At 37.4% G+C, this 19,398-nt stretch carries 21 protein-coding genes and 1 tRNA gene; 3 read left to right on the top strand and 19 right to left on the bottom strand.

What is annotated here, in order from left to right:
* Positions 1-2: 2 nt before the first annotated feature.
* Positions 3-76: transfer RNA gene (locus LKF16_RS00655), tRNA-Arg, on the bottom strand.
* 112 nt (positions 77-188) lie between these two features.
* Positions 189-1,109 carry a tRNA (adenosine(37)-N6)-dimethylallyltransferase MiaA gene (gene miaA / locus LKF16_RS00650; RefSeq protein WP_291471955.1) on the bottom strand — a complete coding sequence of 307 codons (921 nt, stop codon included), beginning with the start codon at positions 1,107-1,109 and terminating at the stop codon, positions 189-191.
* An 89-nt stretch (positions 1,110-1,198) separates the two neighbouring features.
* Between miaA and LKF16_RS00645 the strand changes: the two genes are divergently transcribed.
* The gene (locus LKF16_RS00645) at positions 1,199-1,393 is read left to right on the top strand and encodes a DUF3042 family protein (protein WP_125769889.1); all 195 of its coding nucleotides are present in this window, start codon (positions 1,199-1,201) and stop codon (positions 1,391-1,393) included.
* A 70-nt stretch (positions 1,394-1,463) separates the two neighbouring features.
* Here the strand turns inward: LKF16_RS00645 and menC are convergent, their stop codons facing one another.
* From menC to LKF16_RS00575, 14 genes are all read right to left on the bottom strand, one after another.
* On the bottom strand, positions 1,464-2,591 hold the full coding sequence (menC, locus tag LKF16_RS00640) for an o-succinylbenzoate synthase (RefSeq protein WP_291471950.1): 1,128 nt from the start codon (positions 2,589-2,591) through the stop codon (positions 1,464-1,466).
* A gap of 54 nt (positions 2,592-2,645) precedes the next feature.
* Positions 2,646-3,050 (bottom strand): rhodanese-like domain-containing protein, encoded by a 405-nt coding sequence (locus LKF16_RS00635; protein ID WP_291471948.1) that lies wholly within the window; start codon positions 3,048-3,050, stop codon positions 2,646-2,648.
* Positions 3,051-3,063: 13 nt separating this feature from the next.
* On the bottom strand, positions 3,064-4,026 hold the full coding sequence (locus tag LKF16_RS00630; protein ID WP_291471946.1) for an ROK family glucokinase: 963 nt from the start codon (positions 4,024-4,026) through the stop codon (positions 3,064-3,066).
* Positions 4,023-4,259 carry a YqgQ family protein gene (locus tag LKF16_RS00625; protein ID WP_291471944.1) on the bottom strand — a complete coding sequence of 79 codons (237 nt, stop codon included), beginning with the start codon at positions 4,257-4,259 and terminating at the stop codon, positions 4,023-4,025. The genes LKF16_RS00630 and LKF16_RS00625 overlap by 4 nt, the downstream gene beginning before the upstream one ends.
* Complete coding sequence (locus LKF16_RS00620; RefSeq protein ID WP_291471943.1) at positions 4,252-4,926, bottom strand: rhomboid family intramembrane serine protease; 675 nt, start codon at positions 4,924-4,926, stop codon at positions 4,252-4,254. Before LKF16_RS00620 ends, LKF16_RS00625 begins: the two co-directional genes overlap by 8 nt.
* Before the next feature lies 1 nt (position 4,927).
* Complete coding sequence (locus LKF16_RS00615) at positions 4,928-5,485, bottom strand: 5-formyltetrahydrofolate cyclo-ligase (protein ID WP_291471941.1); 558 nt, start codon at positions 5,483-5,485, stop codon at positions 4,928-4,930.
* A 48-nt stretch (positions 5,486-5,533) separates the two neighbouring features.
* Positions 5,534-5,683 carry a 50S ribosomal protein L33 gene (gene rpmG, locus LKF16_RS00610; protein ID WP_291471939.1) on the bottom strand — a complete coding sequence of 50 codons (150 nt, stop codon included), beginning with the start codon at positions 5,681-5,683 and terminating at the stop codon, positions 5,534-5,536.
* A gap of 84 nt (positions 5,684-5,767) precedes the next feature.
* Positions 5,768-7,882, bottom strand: a complete 2,115-nt coding sequence (locus tag LKF16_RS00605; protein ID WP_291471937.1) for a peptidoglycan D,D-transpeptidase FtsI family protein — start codon at positions 7,880-7,882, stop codon at positions 5,768-5,770.
* Positions 7,883-7,908: 26 nt separating this feature from the next.
* Positions 7,909-8,205 carry a HesB/YadR/YfhF family protein gene (locus LKF16_RS00600; RefSeq protein ID WP_291471935.1) on the bottom strand — a complete coding sequence of 99 codons (297 nt, stop codon included), beginning with the start codon at positions 8,203-8,205 and terminating at the stop codon, positions 7,909-7,911.
* A 61-nt stretch (positions 8,206-8,266) separates the two neighbouring features.
* Positions 8,267-8,743 carry a transcription elongation factor GreA gene (gene greA / locus LKF16_RS00595; RefSeq protein ID WP_291471933.1) on the bottom strand — a complete coding sequence of 159 codons (477 nt, stop codon included), beginning with the start codon at positions 8,741-8,743 and terminating at the stop codon, positions 8,267-8,269.
* A gap of 133 nt (positions 8,744-8,876) precedes the next feature.
* Positions 8,877-10,025: an endolytic transglycosylase MltG gene (gene mltG, locus LKF16_RS00590; RefSeq protein WP_291471931.1), complete on the bottom strand. Its 1,149-nt coding sequence runs from the start codon at positions 10,023-10,025 to the stop codon at positions 8,877-8,879.
* Between the two features lie 53 nt (positions 10,026-10,078).
* Complete coding sequence (gene pheT / locus LKF16_RS00585; protein ID WP_291471929.1) at positions 10,079-12,487, bottom strand: phenylalanine--tRNA ligase subunit beta; 2,409 nt, start codon at positions 12,485-12,487, stop codon at positions 10,079-10,081.
* Between the two features lies 1 nt (position 12,488).
* Entirely contained in the window at positions 12,489-13,535 is a 1,047-nt protein-coding gene (pheS, locus tag LKF16_RS00580; protein ID WP_291471927.1) for a phenylalanine--tRNA ligase subunit alpha, read from the bottom strand.
* A 275-nt stretch (positions 13,536-13,810) separates the two neighbouring features.
* Positions 13,811-14,572: a TrmH family RNA methyltransferase gene (locus LKF16_RS00575; RefSeq protein WP_291471926.1), complete on the bottom strand. Its 762-nt coding sequence runs from the start codon at positions 14,570-14,572 to the stop codon at positions 13,811-13,813.
* A gap of 63 nt (positions 14,573-14,635) precedes the next feature.
* Here LKF16_RS00575 and LKF16_RS00570 point away from each other — a divergent pair, with 63 nt between their 5' ends.
* Together LKF16_RS00570 and yidC are read left to right on the top strand one after the other, a co-directional pair.
* Complete coding sequence (locus LKF16_RS00570) at positions 14,636-14,911, top strand: acylphosphatase (RefSeq protein WP_291471924.1); 276 nt, start codon at positions 14,636-14,638, stop codon at positions 14,909-14,911.
* Positions 14,912-14,967: 56 nt separating this feature from the next.
* Positions 14,968-15,954, top strand: a complete 987-nt coding sequence (gene yidC, locus LKF16_RS00565) for a membrane protein insertase YidC (protein ID WP_291471922.1) — start codon at positions 14,968-14,970, stop codon at positions 15,952-15,954.
* 26 nt (positions 15,955-15,980) lie between these two features.
* Here yidC and LKF16_RS00560 read toward each other — a convergent pair whose 3' ends face one another.
* The 3 genes from LKF16_RS00560 to gndA all read right to left on the bottom strand — a co-directional run bounded on the left by LKF16_RS00560 (position 15,981) and on the right by gndA (position 19,371).
* A complete protein-coding gene (locus LKF16_RS00560) occupies positions 15,981-17,054 on the bottom strand; it encodes a sensor histidine kinase (RefSeq protein WP_291471920.1) in 1,074 nt (357 codons plus the stop codon).
* Entirely contained in the window at positions 17,051-17,737 is a 687-nt protein-coding gene (locus tag LKF16_RS00555) for a response regulator transcription factor (RefSeq protein WP_291471918.1), read from the bottom strand. The genes LKF16_RS00560 and LKF16_RS00555 overlap by 4 nt, the downstream gene beginning before the upstream one ends.
* Positions 17,738-17,949: 212 nt before the next feature.
* The gene (gene gndA, locus LKF16_RS00550) at positions 17,950-19,371 is read right to left on the bottom strand and encodes an NADP-dependent phosphogluconate dehydrogenase (protein WP_291471916.1); all 1,422 of its coding nucleotides are present in this window, start codon (positions 19,369-19,371) and stop codon (positions 17,950-17,952) included.
* Between the last annotated feature and the right edge of the window lie 27 nt (positions 19,372-19,398).

The raw sequence follows: 19,398 nt of genomic DNA, 5'->3' as shown, positions 1-19,398 counted from the left end.
AATGTCACAGGTGAGATTCGAACTCACGACCTACGGTTTAGAAGACCGTTGCTCTATCCAACTGAGCCACTGTGACATCACTTGTACTATTATAGAGAAATGTACCTTTAGATGTCAACGATTGATTTCAAAAAATATTGGAAATATTTCCCGTACTTTTATTTACCAATCTTGATCGTTATTAAAAATCATTTTTCCAATAGAAATTTTTGAATATCCTCAACTACCGACTGATAATAATCTGGTTGTTCAGTAATGTTATACCAATCCACATCCATTTGATTTCTAAAATATGTCAATTGTCTCTTAGCAAAATGACGAGAATTTTTCTTCAATTCAATTAGGCACGAATCTAAATCAGCTTGATGCGCAAAATAAGGAAAAAGTTCTTTATATCCAATCCCATTCTTGGCCTGTGGTATTTCGTCTTGGTGTTCATAAACTTGCTTAGCTTCAGCCAATAAGCCCATCTCAACCATTTTATCCACTCGTTGGTTGATTCGATCGTAGAGTTTTTGTCGATCATCGGTCAAACCAATGATCTTAAAATCAGCAATTTTATCACCATTGTCCTGCTCAACAATTGACCGTCCTGTAGTTTTGAACACTTCAATTGCTCTAATAACACGACGCGGATTATCCATATCGATCGATTTTGCTGCGACAGGGTCCAAGGAAATAAGTTGAGTTTGCAAAGATTCGATTCCCTGTTCTTTTTCTTGCTTTAATAACTGTTCACGCAAATTGGGATCACTATCGTTATTTCCACCAAGATGAAGATTTTTCAACAACGAATTTAAGTAAAATCCAGTTCCTCCTACAATAAATGGTGTTTTCCCTTGTGAAATAATTGAATCAATCGCAATTTCAGCGTTTTCCTGAAAATCTTTAACTGTGTATCTTTGAGAGACATCGCATATATCAACTAAATGGTGTGGTACTGCAGCCAACTCTTCAGGAGAGTCTTTAGCAGTACCAATGTCTAAATGCCGATAAATTTGCATCGAATCCCCAGATATGATCTCACCATCAAATTTCTGGGCAAGTTTTAATCCTAGTGCGCTTTTCCCAACTGCAGTGGGACCAACGATTGCAATAGATTTTTTCACAAAAACACCTCTTCTGTATAATTATTCGGAATTTATAGAAATTTTTAACAAAGTAAGTCATAATGGTATTGAAGATTGGAGGAATTATCATGGCTAAAAAAGAAAAACGTTTCCGCTTTGTTAAGGGATTTTTATTCGGTTCTGTAACAACAGCTACAGCAGTTTATGGTGCATTACATGCCTTCAAAAAGTCAGTAATTGAACCAGAAGATGCTGAAAACGAAAGAATCGAAGCAAATCGCCGTCGTGCCAACAGAAAGAGCCTACAAGCTCATCAAGGCTAATCAACTAAACATAAATTTTCTAACGATACCATTTGGTATCGTTTTTTTGTTGGAAAAATTTGATTGAAAATTAAATCTTAGTCCATTCTATTTCATTGAACTTAGCTTGTGCAAACTCGTTCAACGATACTCCGAGGCCTGGTGTATCAGGCACCCTGATTTTTCCATTCACAATTGAAAATTTCTCATTCACGATATCTTTTTCATAATAACGATCTGAAGCGGAGATATCGCCTGGAAAACTGAAAAGCGGCATACTTGCTAACGCTAAGTTAAATGCTCGTCCAACTCCAGTCTCTAACATACCGCCACACCAAACTTTTAGTCCATGTTTCTCAGCCAACGTTGTAAGAGCCAATGCATTTGAAATGCCACCTACTCTGGCTATCTTCATATTGATAACTCGGCCAGCTTGTAAGTTGATCACTTTCCAAATGTCTTCGCTGTTAAAAATATTTTCATCCAAACAAATATCAGTATTCAGCTGTGCTTGCAATTTCGCATGATTTCTAAAATCGTTTTTTGCTAAAGGCTGTTCGATCATTGCAAAGTTTAAACCATCGATATTTTGAAAAAATGATTTGTCTTTTAATCCATATTGAGAATTACAATCGATCATCATCAGCTGATTTGGAAATTCAGTCCTGACCTCTTTTAACATCTTGACCGTGTATTTTGGGTTTATTTTCAACTTGATGCGCGTATAACCTAATTCCAATTGTCGGCGAATTTCAGCAATTAATTCACTTGTCTCATCTTTTATTCCAATAGCAACACCGACAGAAACTTCTGGCTTAACTGCGTCAGTTCGACCTAAAGCTAACATCATTAGCTTCTGGACTGAAACTCCGTTACGCTTTGCAAATAGATCCCAGATAGCCATTTCTGCGGCCGCGCGAGCCATATATGGTCCATTAGTGGAGTCGATAAACTTACTGAATTCAAAGGGAGTATCAAATTTTTTTGACCCTAATAACGGCAAGATCCGAGTATTTAAGATCCGTACGCATTCTGATTGAGTTTCATCAATATAATTTGGAAATTGAAATGCTTCTACCTCGCCTAAACCAACGTTACCCAACTCGTCTTTTAAAGCTAATATATTGATTGGCCGAGTTTGGTACGTCGATTCTGCGAAGCGATAGGGTTTTTTCAATCTCATCAAAAATTGAACCATTTTATATTCTACTATCTGCATTTTTCTCACCATAAAAATAGGAGCTGAAACAATTGTCTCAGCCCCTCTTATTTGTTATATCTTAGTAGTTTTCTTAGTCTTGCCTGTCCAATCGGAAAAACGATCTTCTAGCCAATGAACATCAGTGAAACCCCATTTTTTGAATTTCAAAGCTGCTCGAATACAAATATTTTTACGTTCATCATATAAGTAAACTGGAAGATCTGGACGCAGTTCGCCCTCAACGTATTTGAGTTGTGAATATGGTAAATTTCTGGCACCAAGGATGTGCTTTGAATCGAAGTTATTCTTCTCCCTCAAATCAACAATTTGTGCTTTACGCATATTTTCTTCAAATTCCTCTTGGGTAATAGAGCCGCCAAGTTTCTTTCCCTGATATCGGTAATATAACCAAGATCCACCCATATAAGCGAATATACCAATAACAATTATATATAAAACAATATTTAACACTTGCATCTAAAGAATCCCTCTAATCAACTTTAATCAGTGAAGCAGCTCCAATTACACCGGCTTCGTTACCCAAACTAGCTAATTTCAACTCAGTTGAATCTTTGATTGTAGCAAATTCATTCTTTCTCATTGCTGCATCAACTTTATCGCTTAGGAACTTACCTGCAGCTGAAACTCCGCCACCAATAATTACATACTTAGGATTCAATGAATTAGCGATATTTGCTAAAGCAAAACCTAATGAGTCACAGACATAGTCAACCACGATCAATGCAAGGTCGTCATCTTGTTTAGCCAAATCAAAAACATCTTTAGCAGAAATATCTTGACCATCATCAAGCATAGCTTTAAGTTCTGATTTACCAGCATATTCTGATGCACGATCACGAGCAACGCGAACAACACCAGTTGCTGAAGCGATAGTTTCTAAGCAGCCACGTTTGCCGCAAGTACACATGAATCCATTAGGATCAACAGTTACATGACCAATTTCACCAGCAGCACCACCAGCACCATGAAGGATATGGCCGTCAGCGATAATACCGCCACCGACACCTGTACCCAATGTAACGAATACGACGTCATCAGCGTTGTTACCAGCACCCATCCATCTTTCGCCAAGTGCAGCAACGTTAGCATCATTTTCAATCGTAACAGGAATACCTGTTCCTTCTTGAATATCTCTAACTGGATAAACTGAATCTTTCCAGTTTAAATTGTAGGCACCCTTGATCGTACCGTTCTTGAAATTGATTGTCCCGGGTGAACCTAAACCGATTCCGACAAATTGATCTGCTTTCATTTCATACATATCAAGATGGTGATTAATTGAATCGATAATATCAGGAATAATTAATTGTCCATCAGAAAGGATGTTAGTTTCAATACTCCATTTTTGTTGGATCTCACCTTCGGGTGTGAGAATAGCGAATTTAATTGTTGTACCACCAAGGTCAACACCGATTAACTTTTTATCTGTCACTTCGAACGTTCCTCTTCCTTTTCTTCTTCTTTTCTGTGCTCTGATTTTAAAACGATCTGAGCATTGATAAATGTCTGTTTATCTATCATTTCATTATTATATATATTTTTCAACTCAATTGACATAAGTTCTATGTCCCAAAGCCTTTTTCCTAAATGGACATAGGTCCCGAACCTTTTCAGCAGTTGCTGAACGTCGTACAGGGTTCGAAAGTGTAAATTCTTGTTATCCATAAACTACCATACCCTTTGAATACATGAAGTAAGACATTACTAGACATGCAATGACCGCAATGACACGAATAAAAACATTTGGTCTTCTGATTCCTGGCAAGCCTAGGGCGATTCCTAATAAAAATCCGCCAGCAGCGCCACCAATGTGTCCCCAAATGTCAACGCCAGTCATCGTAAAGTCGAGCAACAAGTTAATGATAATTAATGCTAAAAACGATTTACCTAATTCACTTAGAAAATGATTTTCACGGTAAACCAATGCCAGTGCCAAAAATGCCGCAAATAATCCAAATAAAGAAGTACTTGCACCAGCGGAAATCGAATTGCTTGAGCCAAATGCAAAACTAGCTAAATTACCGGTGATACCACTAAGTATGAATATCACGAAGAATCTAACGTGTCCAATCAGTGGCTCTAAAATTTGACCAACAATGTACAGTGTAACACCATTCATCAAGATATGAGCAACGCCAATATGCAAGAACATTGGAACGATCAATCTCCACCATTCCCCAGATTGAACTAAGGAATTAGTTTCCGCTCCCATTTTAATCAGAGTGCTTACACTGGTGGAACCTCCAGGCATCATTGATTCAAATACAAAGACAACTGCAATGATCAACAGCAGTGCCCAGGTCACAAATGGTTGTTGTCGTCTATTTGACATATTACTCACCCTCTGCAACTGAAATTATTTGGTCTACCGGTTTATCCAATGTATAAATTGGCCAAGGTGCCTTAACGAAAAACTGTCTAGAAACAGCCAAAGCGATTGTTTTGGTTGGATATTGTGCCAAGTACCGGTCATAATATCCAGAACCAAATCCCAAACGATTGTGACCTTCTCGAGAAAATGCAATTCCAGGAACAATCAATAACTCAGGGGGATTCAACGTATCAGTCGTAAAATCCTTTGGTTCATTAGTCCCAAACGAGTTCATTTCCAATTCAGTGTTTTTTTGATAACGAGCAAAGGTCATCGAATAATCATTGAATGTTTTCGGGATATAAACAGATTTACCATCTTCCCAACATTTGTTGATAATCGGAAATGTAGGGATTTCGCTATCAATACTCAAAGTTATCCCGATTGATTTTGCGGTCTGAAAATCAGGATTTGAGAATAGCTGCAAGTAAATTTCGTTAATTTCTTTTTGTGCTTGTTCAGTTTTCATAAATTTGTTAACTGTATCAAGTTGTTGTTTTCTAAAACTAACTTTATCCAAAAAGAGGCACCTCCAGTAAAAAAAAACAACAGGAATTATACCTGTTGTTTATTTTGTTTCACGATGCAATGTAACAGTACGTTCGCGTGGGCAATATTTCTTAAGCTCCAAACGATCAGGGCTATTACGTTTGCTTTTACTTGTTAGATATGTACGTTCATGACATGAAGTACATTCCAAAGTTATATTTACTCTCATTATTGGAACATCCTTTCATAATTCTTAACTAAATTCAACTAATTAAATATAGCATTTTTTCACTTAATTTAAAAGAGTGAATTTTTATTTACTTTGATTAGTCATCTTGTAGTAATCAGTATAGATTTGTTTAGCTACCTGTTGTGGGTAGTTACCGTCTTCAGATGACAAGTTTGGAAATACAATGGCCAATGCGATATTAGGATCATCTGAAGGACCAAATGATACCAAACTAGTAGTGATAGTTGCAGGAGGATCCGGATTGTTAGGGTCTTCTGGATTATAGTAGAACGATTGAGCTGTACCTGTTTTGGCAGATACTGAAGGGCTAATATCCTTCAATAGTGTACCTGTAGTCCATGGATCAGTTCCGTGAACTACATTGTACATACCGTTCTTAACAACCCTTAAATCTGCATCAGTAAAGCCAACACGATTGAGAACTTTTGGCTTTGTAACTGATTCGATTGCACCCTTTTTACCATCATTTTGAGTCTTTTGAACAGACTGTACGATGTATGGTCTCATCCGATATCCACCATTTGCGATGGTTGAAATGTATTGAGCCATTTCAATTAACGTATAGGCATCGTAGTTACCATAGGACAAATCCAGTGCAGAACCAGTCTTTAATTGACCATCGCTAGTTCTACTTGCACCTTCAATACCTGTCGTCTCACCAGAGATATCGATCCCAGTTTTGACACCTAGTCCGAATTGATTAAAGTATCCACGCATAACATCGAAAACATCATTGCTTAGATGAAGCGCTGTGTTAGGCGTGTACGTAGCTTTACCTTCTTTGATTGCTAAAGCCATCATGTATTCGTTAGAAGATACTTGAAGGGCTTTTTCAGCACTCAAGGCACTATAAGTCCCAATTGGATAGACAGATTTCTTGACTGGTGTGCCTGGTAGATAAATTGGTTGATCAGGTAACGTGTTGTTATCCGGTGTGATAACTCCGTCCATCAAGGCACCTAAAACTGTGGCACCCTTAACAGCAGAACCCATAACGAATGTCCGATTGATAACCCCAAGAGAATCCTCAGTTGTCTTACCAGTATTGGTATCATTACGAGTCCCGGCCATGGCTAAAATTGCACCAGTCTTAGGATTCATTGCTACAGCATAGGCACCATCGGAATATTGAGTAATTCCTGCACCCTTAGCAGCAGCAAACTGTGTATCTAACGCACTTTGAACCTTTTTCTGGAAGGCAGAATCAATCGTCAAATTAAGGTTGCCACCCTTTTGACCAGCATAGATTTCTTTACTGCTCTTGATCTGATTGTTTGAACCGATTGCTACCTGTCTTTGACTCTTCGTTCCAGCCAAAATCGATTCATAGCTCTTTTCAAGGTAACTAGTTCCAACACGGTCATTTCGTGAATATCCAGATGCAAGCATAATATTCAATTCATCATTGGGAATACCTTCTTGTTCAGTCGATACGCCACCAATGATACTAGCAATTGACTTTCCTTGTGGATAATCACGATTCCAGTTACTTCCGACTGAAATACCTGGTAACTCAGTTAAATGTTCACTGACTTGGGCAATTTCCTTGGATGTTAAACCCTCATCTTTAACAAAAACTGTTGATAGAGAATATGCCGAACTCATTGTCTTAAAGGCAGTAGCTTTAGCAAGTTCTTTATTTGATAAATGGATACCTTGTTCTTGAATATACTTGACTTCGTTAGCATATATCTTGTTAGCAGAGTAAGCATTTCCATCTGAATCTTGTGAATAAGATTTTGGCATTTGTTTTGCTACGCTAGCGGATTTATTTGGCGCCGCCAAAATATAATCTGCTTTATCGCGCTCAGTCAACTTGCCTTTTTTAATATTCACGTATTGAGTCAAACGATTAACGATTTGATAAATATCGCTAGTCTTTACTCCCGCACTCTTAGTGTAGGTAATTGCACTTTGAGTTGAATTACCAACTAATAATCTTCCCTTGGAATCATAGATCATCCCTCGTGGAACATTACCCTGCATTACAGTTTTGTCTGTTCTATCGACCTCTGCTTGAAACTTACCACCATAAACTATTTGTAGATAAGCTAATTGTCCGACTAGAAGTGCGAACAATGCAAAGACAATAAAAAAAAGCAGGTTTAAACGAAACGGAATAGTAGACTTCGCTTGACTACCTGTTCTTTTTCTTATTAATTCCAGTATTCTCTTCATAGGTTTCCCTTCAAAATACTAAATCCTTATTCATTTGATTTAAAAATATACTGTGGACCATCAATACTTGGGTCATATTCTACTTCCAAATCGTATCTTGCAAAAAACCAAGTGTCATTATCCGTAATAAAGTACGTAATACCATCCACGACTGTACTTGACTCCGGCTTAACTGGTTCTTCTTTTCTAAATGCGATGGAGAAACCCTCATGTACCATAGTTTTTCCGTAAACTTTTCCGTAAAATCTAATGCCGTCTCCAGCTTTTAGACCAACATTTTCCTCGTACCACTTTGCTGCTTTTTCACTAATTTCGATTTTCATTTGACTCACCTCATCGTTTATATTAAACCACACGAAGTAAGCTTACCAGAAAACGTTTTCTTTAGGCAACATCTACGGCTTTGATTGTCAACGTGTAACTTCCAGCAGGCGTTTGAACTGTCACATCATCACCAACACGTTTGCCAATTAAAGCTTGAGCAATTGGTGAATCGTTCGAGATCTTACCATTGTCAGGATCTGACTCAGCAGAACCTACAATAGTATAAACTTCTGGATCATCATCGTCTTCTTGGACTGTTACTTTCTTACCGATTGACACTTCATCATGAGCAATTTCGTTAGTATCAACAACATCCGCATATTGAAGCATTTCAATAACTTGTGAAATACGTGATTCAACGACACTTTGCTCATCTTTAGCTGCTGAATATTCTGAGTTTTCTGACAAATCGCCAAAACCTCTAGCGATTTTAATACGGTTGATAACTTCAGGACGTTTTACTTTCTTGAGGTCTTCTAATTCCTCCTCAAGTTTCTTCTTTCCTTCTGCTGTCATTGGATAGCTTTTGTCTGCCATTGTAATTCCTCCATAAATCTTTAATTCATTAATATTTGAAAACGTAAGGTGTTTCATAACCAATCTCATAATTTCAAAAGTCATCTAACCAAAATTTGATTAGATGACAGTTTTAAACTATTTACATTTTACACTATTGATCAAGCGTATCATACCTATTTTGATGTTGACTGAAGGTTGTTGAATATGTAACTTTACCAGTCTTCAAATTAGCGAAGAAGTAAAGGTATCCAGCACTTCTATCGGTTGGATTCAATGTAGCTTGAATGGATTGCAAACTAGGCGAGTTAAATGGACCAGGTCCGTATCCCCGATTCTTATATAAGTTATAAGGAGATTTTACACTAGTATCTTTGTTGCTCAAACTCGTTTTGTGAGTATTCAAGGCGTACATTACTGAAATATCTGATTGAAGCGGCATGTTAGCATCGAAACGATTGTAGAATACACCAGCAATCTTTTGACGATCCTTCATGTTAAGTCCTTCACGCTCAACTAGAGAAGCAAGAGTCAATGTCTCTTGGACAGTCATGTCCTTTTCCTTCATTTGTGAATAGTATGGTTGCAAGACTGTATTTTCTTTTGCGACCATTTGGTCAACTAATTGCTTCAAAGTCATTCCCTTGAAGACACCATATGTAGCTGGGAACAAGTAACCTTCAAGATGATATCTGACATTCTTATTTGCCATTGAAGAATCCAACAATTCAGGATACTTCTTCTGCAATTGTTTCATGTAAGATTGGTCTTTCATGAGTTTTAAAAAGTCAGATTTCTTGAACTTAGTACTCTTTTGAATCTGATCACCAATTTGATCAATTGTTACACCTTCACGAACAAGGACTGTATTAGATGAAGTACCAGTTGGTTCGGCACTTCCGCCCTTTTGAAGCTGATTAACAATATCGCTCATTGACATGGATTGATTGAAAGTATAGTAACCGGCTTGAAAATCAGTGTAGTTATGTGCCTTGATGTAATAATTGAATACAGTCGCACTCTTGATGACTTTGTCTGATTCAAGTGTCTTAGCAATATCTTTACTTGATGATCCTGCGGGAATCTTAACGATCATATCTTCTTTACTATTGGAATTATAAGGTTGAAGTGAACTATTAACGTAATTAAATCCAATGATAGCAACTATTACTGCTAAAACTGCAATAACACCAACGATCCAATAAGCTATGTGATTAGCTACCGAACGTTCACGGGCGCGAGTTGTTATCTTATCTTGGGATTCACGTTTTAGTGCATCTTTTTTTTCATCTTTTTGACTCAAGATGCAGCCTCCTGGTTTGATTTAATAAAATTATACCATTACTTTCAACTCAATTATCTAACTTCAACGTTAAATTGGTTAATTAGACCAGTTTTGATTTGAGTGAATGCTTTTTCAACAGTATCGTCTGTCAATGTATCATTAGGGTTCTGGAAAATCAAATGATATCCAAGTGATTTATGACCAGTTTCGATATTGCTACCTTCATAAACATCGAAGATATTAACGTCGTGAAGATATTCACCACCATTGTCAAAAATATTTTTGACAATATCGCCACTTGCAATTTGCTTATCAACTAAAATAGCCAAATCGCGACTTACACTAGGATATTTAGGAGCACTTTGGGCCTTAACGTTCTTCTTGCCTAATCCGAATAATGCATCGACGTTTAATTCAAAGACAAACGTGTCGTCAATATCATGTTTTGCTTCATATTCTGGATGTATCTTACCTACAAATCCCATCACTTGATCATCGACAATGATTTGAGCCGTTTGTCCAGGATGCATGTTCGTTATCTCGTCTGTAGCCTTAAATTCAAAATCAGCATCGATGTTAATAAACGATAACAATTCTTGAACAATACCTTTTATATCGTAAAAATCAACTGTCTTAGATGAGGTATTCCAAGTATCGTCTCCAATATTTCCACTTAATGCACCGGCAATGTATTCAATTTCTTTGGGACGATCAGTACCTTCAAGACGATCAAAAATACGACCTTCTTCAAAAATACTAATATTGCTATTATTTCTAGCTTTATTGTAAGCAATATTTTTGATTAAACCAGGAATTAAACTTGATCTTAGATATTCATGATCCTCAGTCATCGGATGCAAAACCCTAGTATGCTCGGATTCAATAGTATTGAAATCATCGGCTTCTTGTTTGCTGACTAATCCAAAATTGATTGTCTCATCCATACCTTCACTCAATAGCACGCTCTTGAGTTTGTTGATGAATTCTCGAACTGGGATATAGCCTCCACTAGTCTCATTTCCAGAAGGAAGTGTGCCCTTAAGATTTTCATATCCATAAATTCGCATGATCTCTTCGACCAAGTCAGCTTCAATTGTCATGTCCCAACGACGGCTTGGAATCGTAACAGTAATATCATCATCATCTTGTTGAACTGAAAAACCTAGTCGATCCAAGATCTTGATCATTTCCGATTCAGACAATTCAATTCCCATCAAACGATTAATGTGTGAGACAGAAGCAGTGATAACCGTTTGTAAAGCTGGAGTTTGTTTGCCAACAATCAATTGTGAAATTGAGTCTAATTTAGCATTTTCACTGATGAGTTGAATTGTTCTCTCAAGTGAAACATTGACTGCACCAGTGTCGACACCCTTTTCAAATCTACTTGAAGCTTCTCCACGTAAATCATGTCTTTGGGCAGCTTTTCTAACCGAAGTGCCATCAAAAATAGCACTCTCAACCAGAACATTCTTTGTATCAAATGTAACGGCAGCATTCTTGGCGCCAATAACCCCAGCCAACCCAACAGTAGTTGAACCAGAATTAATTACTAAGTCTTCATGGTTTAAATCTTTAACATTTTTATCGCCAAGATCTAACTTGTGACCGTCAGTTGCCATTTCAACATTGATTGTTTTATCTGTTAATTTATCAAGATCGTAAACTTGAATTGGTTCGCCGTATTCGATCATGACGTAATTAGCAGCATCAATAATATTGTTAACAGGCTGAATACCTTGGTTCCAAAGACGTCTTTGGATAAAAAGTGGACTTTCTTTGACTTCAACATTGCTGATGGTTCTTACTAAATAATCCGTTACTAACTCGTCAGCTTTAATGTTTACTTGCACATCATCAACATCCTTGACTGGCACATCGGCAATACTTGGTTCGGTAAATGATGGCTTTTCATCATAAGTAGCGCCGATTTCCCAAGCTGCACCGTGCATACCCAAAGTATCAGCACGATTAGGAGTGATATCTAAATCAACCATCTCGTCATCTAATCCCAACAAGTGTTTAGCATCAGCTCCGGTTTTTTCAGGAGCAGGGAAAACGTAAATTCCCTTTTGATATGCCTTAGGAACTAGCGATTCTTTGACTCCTAATTCATCCAATCCGCAGATCATACCGTTAGATTCTTGTCCACGGATCTCACCGCGTTTGATTTTTTTGCCAGCAGGAAGTTCAGCACCATCGAGTGCTACGATCACATATTGTCCTTGAGCAACGTTTGGTGCCCCACAGACAATTTGAATATCCTCAGAACCACCAACATCTACTTGGCAAAGATTCAAATGATCTGAATCTGGATGTGGTTTGATACTATTGATGTGTCCAACAACTAAATTCGATAAATCAGTACCTAACTTGACTGGACCAGATTCAATACCGGTCAGTGATACTTTGTTAGCAATCTCATCAACTGAATGTTTGACGGGAATATATTCTTTTAACCAATCAATTGAAATTTTCATACTAATTTACTCCTTTGAATTGTTCTAAGAATCTAATATCGTTCGTGTAAAAATCACGGATATCATCAATACCATATTTCAACATTGCAAATCTCTCAGGTCCAAGTCCGAAGGCAAATGCACTGTATTGTTGTGGATCAATACCTGACATCTTCAAAACATTTGGATGAGTCAATCCAGCACCTAATACTTCGATCCAACCGGTATATTTACAAATGCGACATCCCTCACCGCCACAGTTAAAACATGAAACGTCTACTTCAACAGATGGTTCGGTAAATGGGAAGAAGCTAGGACGGAAACGAATCTCACGGTCAGGCCCAAAGACGTGGCGACAAAGTGCTTCAAGGGTACCCTTTAAATCAGCCATCGAAATATTCTTGTCAACAACTAGTCCTTCTAATTGATGGAATTGATGTGAATGGGTTGCATCGTCATCATCACGACGGTAAACGATACCTGGTGAGATCATCTTTAGTGGACCCTTTGAAAAATCGTGAGCATCCATATCACGACCTTCTTGAGCAGATGTTTGAGTCCGCATCAATAGTTCGTTAGTAATATAAAAAGTATCTTGCATGTCACGAGCAGGATGGTCCTTAGGAATATTCAAACGTTCAAAATTATAATGATCTTCTTCAACTTCATATCCAGGCGCAACTTCATAACCTAAACCAATGAAAAATTGTTCAATATCTTCAATCGTTTGGTTAAGAATATGTTCTGTTCCAATTTTATGAGACTCAGCAGGAAGCGTAACATCGAGTGTTTCTTCTTCCAACTTTTGAGCAATGATTCGTTTATTTACTTCAGCAATTCTACCTTCAATGGCTTCTTGGATATCTTTTTTGACATTATTTGCCAAAGTACCAATTTCCGGACGTTCTTCCTTAGGCACGTCTTTCATACCACGCAAGGCTTGAGTAATTGGTCCTTTTTTACCTAGTAACTGAACACGCAAATCATTCAGTTCTTTTAAATGTTCAGCACGTTTAGCATCGTTTATACCGTTTTCACGGAGTTCTTTTAATCTATCGTTTAATGACATAATTTCCTCCTAATTTATTGCATAAAAAAAATCCTCTCCCAAAAAAGGGACGAGGACTCGCGGTACCACCCTAGTTCACGCAACTTTTGCGTGCACTCAAAAGTTATATAGTAACTTAACTATTTAGGCTCCGAAAGTGAATTCACTGATTGATTTGGCAAGTCTTCTCAGTTAACGACTCTTCCTGTTTCAAATCGATTCAGCTACTATTTTTCTTCAACACCTACGATATTCATATGAATTAATTATACAAAATGAAAAATGTTTTGCAAGTTTTAGAATTTTTTCAATCCATACATTAAAACTCCGGCAGCCACTGCAACATTCAGTGATTCAGCTTTTCCTAACAATGGAATATAAATATTTTGATCTGTCATTTGTAACGTATTTTCATCTAATCCATGTGCTTCGTTACCCATGATCAAAGCGTAATTATCAATTTTATCTAAAGTGTTATATGGTACAGCTTGGTCATTTACTTCCGAGCCATATACCGTTAAACCGGCATCTTTAGCATCAGAAATTGCTTTTTGAAGGTCCATTCTATAAATGGGCAAATGAAATTGACTTCCTTGCATCGAACGTTGAACTTTAGGTTGATAAATATCTGCAGTATCTAAACTAGTGATCACACCAGCATATCCCGCAGCATCAGCAGTTCTAACAATAGTCCCAACATTGCCTGGATCTTGAACGTTTGCCAAAATGACCCATTGACCCTTGAGTTCCGGAAGTTCTTGATCTTCATTCAATTTGATCACGGCAAAGATTCCTTGTGGAGTCTTGGTATCGGACAACATCGAGGCAATATCTTCAGATATGATAATTGCGTCATCATAGTATTTCTTCACAAGTCGATCTTCTTGGTTTTTCTCAGTTGCCAAAATCGTAACGATATCTTGGCCATTTTGATCAGCTTCTCTGACAAGGTGGAATCCTTCAATCAAATAAGTTCCGGTCTTTTTAATTTCTTTAGTCTTATTCAACTTATTGATCTGTTTGATTTCTTCGTTTTTCTTGGATTCAATATATTTCATAAATTTCTTCCTTCTTGATTTATAATACAAGGGTAACATATTCATGAATTTGGAGTGATTTATATGAAACATCTTTCCATGCATGTATACGGTTTAGTCCAAGGAGTCGGATTTAGATATTCAACTCTGCAAGTTGCTATCGAAAGCGATGTAACTGGAACTGTTGAAAATGAAATGGATGGTTCGGTCAAGATTGAAGCTGAAGGAGAAGAAATGAAACTGTACTCATTTCTCACAAAAATAAGACAATCTCCTTCCCCTTTTGCAAAAGTTAAGACCGTTGATTACAGTTTTTCTGATAACCTTGAAAATTACAAAAAGTTTCGGGTCATTGGTTGAAACGCTATTTAAGTTAACGTATATTGTTTATATGATTTTTAAAAGGTGGTTTACAATTGAATAAAAAAATACTGAAGTACGTCTCCGTACTATCACTTATTGTGGTGTTTGCGGTTGTCCTTTCTGGTTGTGCCCAAAGCGGCGTTCAACATGCTCCAACCAGTGGACCTTACGCGTTCATCTATAAGTGGCTTGGCGTGCCATTTCAAAACTTGATTTTGGCAACGGCAAAACATGTTGGAGGTCGAGATGCCTATGCATGGGGAATTATGATTATTTCCTTTGTTGTAAGACTCTTATTGCTACCTCTTTCACTTAATCAACAATACAAATCAACTGCACAACAAGAAAAAATGCGTGCTATTCAACCTCAGTTGAAATTGATCCAAGAAAAACAAAAAGAAGCTAAGGATCCGGCAACTCAACAAAAGATCAGCCAATTGATGATGGATGTTTATAAGCAAAATAACATCAGTTTGACTGGCGGTATCGGTTGTCTTCCATTGCTTCTTCAAATGCCGATCTTGATTGCAATTTATCAAGCGGTTCAATATTCACAAGAAATTGGTGTCGCTACGTTCTTGAGTATTCCACTTGGAAAACCTAGTCTAGTGATTGCACTTGTTGCTACGGTCTTTTATGTTATTCAATCATGGTTATCTCTACAGATCGTTCCTCAAGAGCAAAGACGTCAAATGTCTACTATGCTATTGATGAACCCATTGATCACATTCTTTATTTCAATGATTTCATCTGCTGCACTAGCACTTTACTTCTTGGTTGGTGGTATCGTAATTTTGATCCAACAATTGATTACAAACTACATCATTACTCCAAGGATCAGAAAACAAGCTGATGCAAATCTTGAAAAGAATCCTGTGAAAATTGTCGTTACTGAAGAATCAATTGCTAAATTAATGAACGAATCTGGTTCAAGCAATTCATCAAATGGTAATTCAGACGATGACGAAAGTCACACTGATCTCCACAAGAACATTCGTGAGTTAAACAAAGGCAAACAACAAAAACCAAAAGACAAATAAAAAATGACTAAACCGAAAATTTCGGTTTAGTCATTTTTTTGTGCATCATCAATAGGTTCAGTTACGATTGGCAGTTCAATTCTAAATACGGTACCAGAACCTAGTACACTTTCGACCGTGATAGTACCATGATATATCTCAACTAATCTTTTAGCGATAGAAAGGCCTAATCCATTCCCTCCACGTTTTCTAGAGCGTGCCTTATCAACTCTGTAAAAACGGTTAAAAACTTGTTTAAGGTCCTTTTTATCGATTCCTACACCAAAGTCTTGCACAACGAATTCTAATAAAGCTTCATTGGTAGATGCTGAAAGGTTGATCTCTTTTCGTTCTCCAGAATACTTGAAAGCATTGTCTAGTAGTATCACCAAAATCTGTTCAAGATGATTACGATAGATCTTGACCTTGCTACCCTTTTGAATATCATCATCAAAATTGACCACGAAATCAGGATGAAGCATTTTAAAATCATTGTAAACTTGCGTGAAAAGCGGTTTTACTTCAGTCTCCTGCTCAAGATATTCGCTATCAATCTGTTCAACTCTAGTCAGATCCAACATTTCTTGAATCAATGATTGCATGCGTTTTAACTCTTGCATCGATGAATTGATCGAATCATTTAATACCTCTGGATCGTCTTTACCCCATCGTTGCAGCATGCTTAAATGGCCCTCTAACACAGCAACAGGCGTACGCAACTCATGAGAAACATCCTCAACGAATTCTTTTTGCTGATTAGTGTAGGCTTGCATACGATCGAGCATTTTATTGATGTTGATCGTCAGGTCGTAAATTTCATCATTTCTTTTCCTGATCTTGATACGTGAATCAGAATCGGGTTTCTTGTTTAAATCGTCAATTGTATTGTTGATCACCTTGATATTTCGTAATACCAAAGATACTGCAAAAAAACTGATTGCGATGCCGACTACCAAAACGAAGATTCCGACCCAAATAAGTTTTGTCACAAAATGATGGACCACTGCCGCACTGGCAACGTTGTTGACAGTATTGAAGGCAATAAAGGCAACAATCAAATATGCCGCTAAAATTACCAGTGATATCAGAAAGGTCCATTTGAACCTAATTGATATTCTCATCGTCTCATCACATATCCTTTACCACGAACAGTAGAAATGTAACTAGGTGCTCCTCCACGATCGATCTTATTTCTCAAATATTTGATGTAAACATCCACAACATTAGTTTCAGTGCTAGAACCTGTTCCCCAAACACGTTCCAACAAGTCGTCTCGGCCTAAAACAGTACCAACGTTTTCCATTAATGCACTAAGAAGGTCATACTCACGTCTAGTCAAGTCGATAACTTCACCATTACGTTTTGACGTTTGGGTAGTTTTATCGATCACCAAATTCTTGTACTTCAAAACTTGGTCATTATTTCTAGTAACATCGATATCCAAATCAATACGTCTTAACAAGGCCCGGATACGTGCAAGCAATTCCTCGATTGCAAATGGTTTGACAATATAATCGTCGGCACCATGATCCAAACCAGAAACACGATCGATGATTGAATCTCTTGCGGTCATCATAATGATCGGTGTGTTCTTTTCTTGTCGAACTCGACGGCATACTTCGATACCGTTTAGTTCAGGCAACATTAAATCAAGCAAGATCAAATCCCAGTCTTCATTTAATGCTGCATCGAGACCAGTACGACCGTCCGCAGCAACTTTAACTTCGTAATTTTCATGTTGAAGTTCAAGTTGAACAAACTTGGCCATATTCTCTTCATCTTCAATAACTAATATCTTAGCCATACTAAATTCTCCCGTATATTAAATTAAATTTAATTATCCTTAATTATTAACCGTTTTTTTGCCTTTTGCAAGGCAATGCACTAATGATTTTACCATATCATAAATATTAAAAATAGTTAAAGCACTCTTTTTTTAATTTTTAAGAAGAATTCAAAAAAAAATACCAAAGCACCTTGCGGGGCACTTTGGCATTAATATTCAAGACAAAATGTTTATTGTTCTGTATACCATGTGTAATGGAAGATACCTGGTTTATCGTTACGCTCATATGTATGAGCACCAAAGTAATCTCTTTGTGCTTGGATCAAGTTAGCAGGCAATACTTCTGAACGATATTGATCGTAATATGAAACAGCTGACATAAATCCTGAAACAGGGATACCAGCTTTAACGGCAAAGTTGACCACATCTCTAACTGCATCTTGATAATCTTCAACAATATTCTTGAAGTAGTCATCAAGCAACAAGTTATCCAATTTAGGATCCTTGTCGTAAGCATCAGTGATCTTTTGTAAGAATTGAGCTCTAATGATACATCCGGCACGCCAGATTTGAGCAATCTTACCAAAGTCAAGATCCCAGTCGTAATGTTCTCCGGCTGCCTTCATTTGTGCAAATCCTTGAGCATAACTCATGATCTTACTGAAGTATAAAGCTTTGCGGATCTTTTCAACTAATTCTTTAACGTCAACGTCTGGCAATTCCTTTGGTCCGTTCAAGACCTTGCTTGCCTTAACACGTTCGTCTTTATATGCAGAAATGTAACGTGAGTATACGGCTGAAGTAATTAGTGATTGAGGAACGCCAAGTTCCAAGGCACTTTGTGAACTCCATTTACCAGTACCCTTGTTACCAGCTTTATCCATGATCTTATTAACGATGAAGTCGTCGCTGCCTTGATCATCTTTTCTAGTTAGAATATTAGCTGTGATATCAATCAAATAACTTGATAGTTCGCCCTTATTCCAATCCTTGAATGTTTCGGCAACTTTATTTAAATCGTTGTTAAATAGATGTGAAAGTAAGTTGTAACTTTCTGAAATCAATTCCATGTCACCATATTCGATTCCGTTGTGAACCATTTTGACATAGTGTCCAGCACCATTGGCACCGATGTAAGTAACACATGGTTTTCCATCTTCGTCTGCTTTTGCAGAAATTTGTTCCAAAATAGGAGCAACTAGATCATAAGCTTCTTTTTGTCCACCTGGCATCAATGAAGGACCATGCAAAGCACCAAGTTCACCACCAGAAACACCCATTCCGATGAAGTTGATTCCTGACTTGTCGAGTCTCTCGTTTCTTTCCATAGTGTCTTCAAAGAATGTGTTACCACCATCAATCAAGACATCGCCCTTATCTAGTAATGGTAATAATTCGTTGATAACTGCGTCGGTACCGGCACCAGCTTTAACCATCATGATAATACGACGTGGTTTTTCAAGTGAGTTTACAAAATCTTCAATTGTGTAGCTTGGAACTAATTTCTTTTCTGAATGTTCTTTAACAACATTTTCAGTCTTTGATGCAGTTCTATTATAAATAGCAACCTCATATCCGCGACTTTCAATGTTCAAGGCAAGATTCTTACCCATTACAGCCATTCCAACAACACCAATTTGTGGTTTGCTCATACGTATACCTCCAATAATAAGTTATTT

Source organism: Companilactobacillus sp., from assembly GCF_022484265.1.
Taxonomy (GTDB): domain Bacteria; phylum Bacillota; class Bacilli; order Lactobacillales; family Lactobacillaceae; genus Companilactobacillus.
This window is presented reverse-complemented; position numbering and strand designations above follow the sequence as displayed.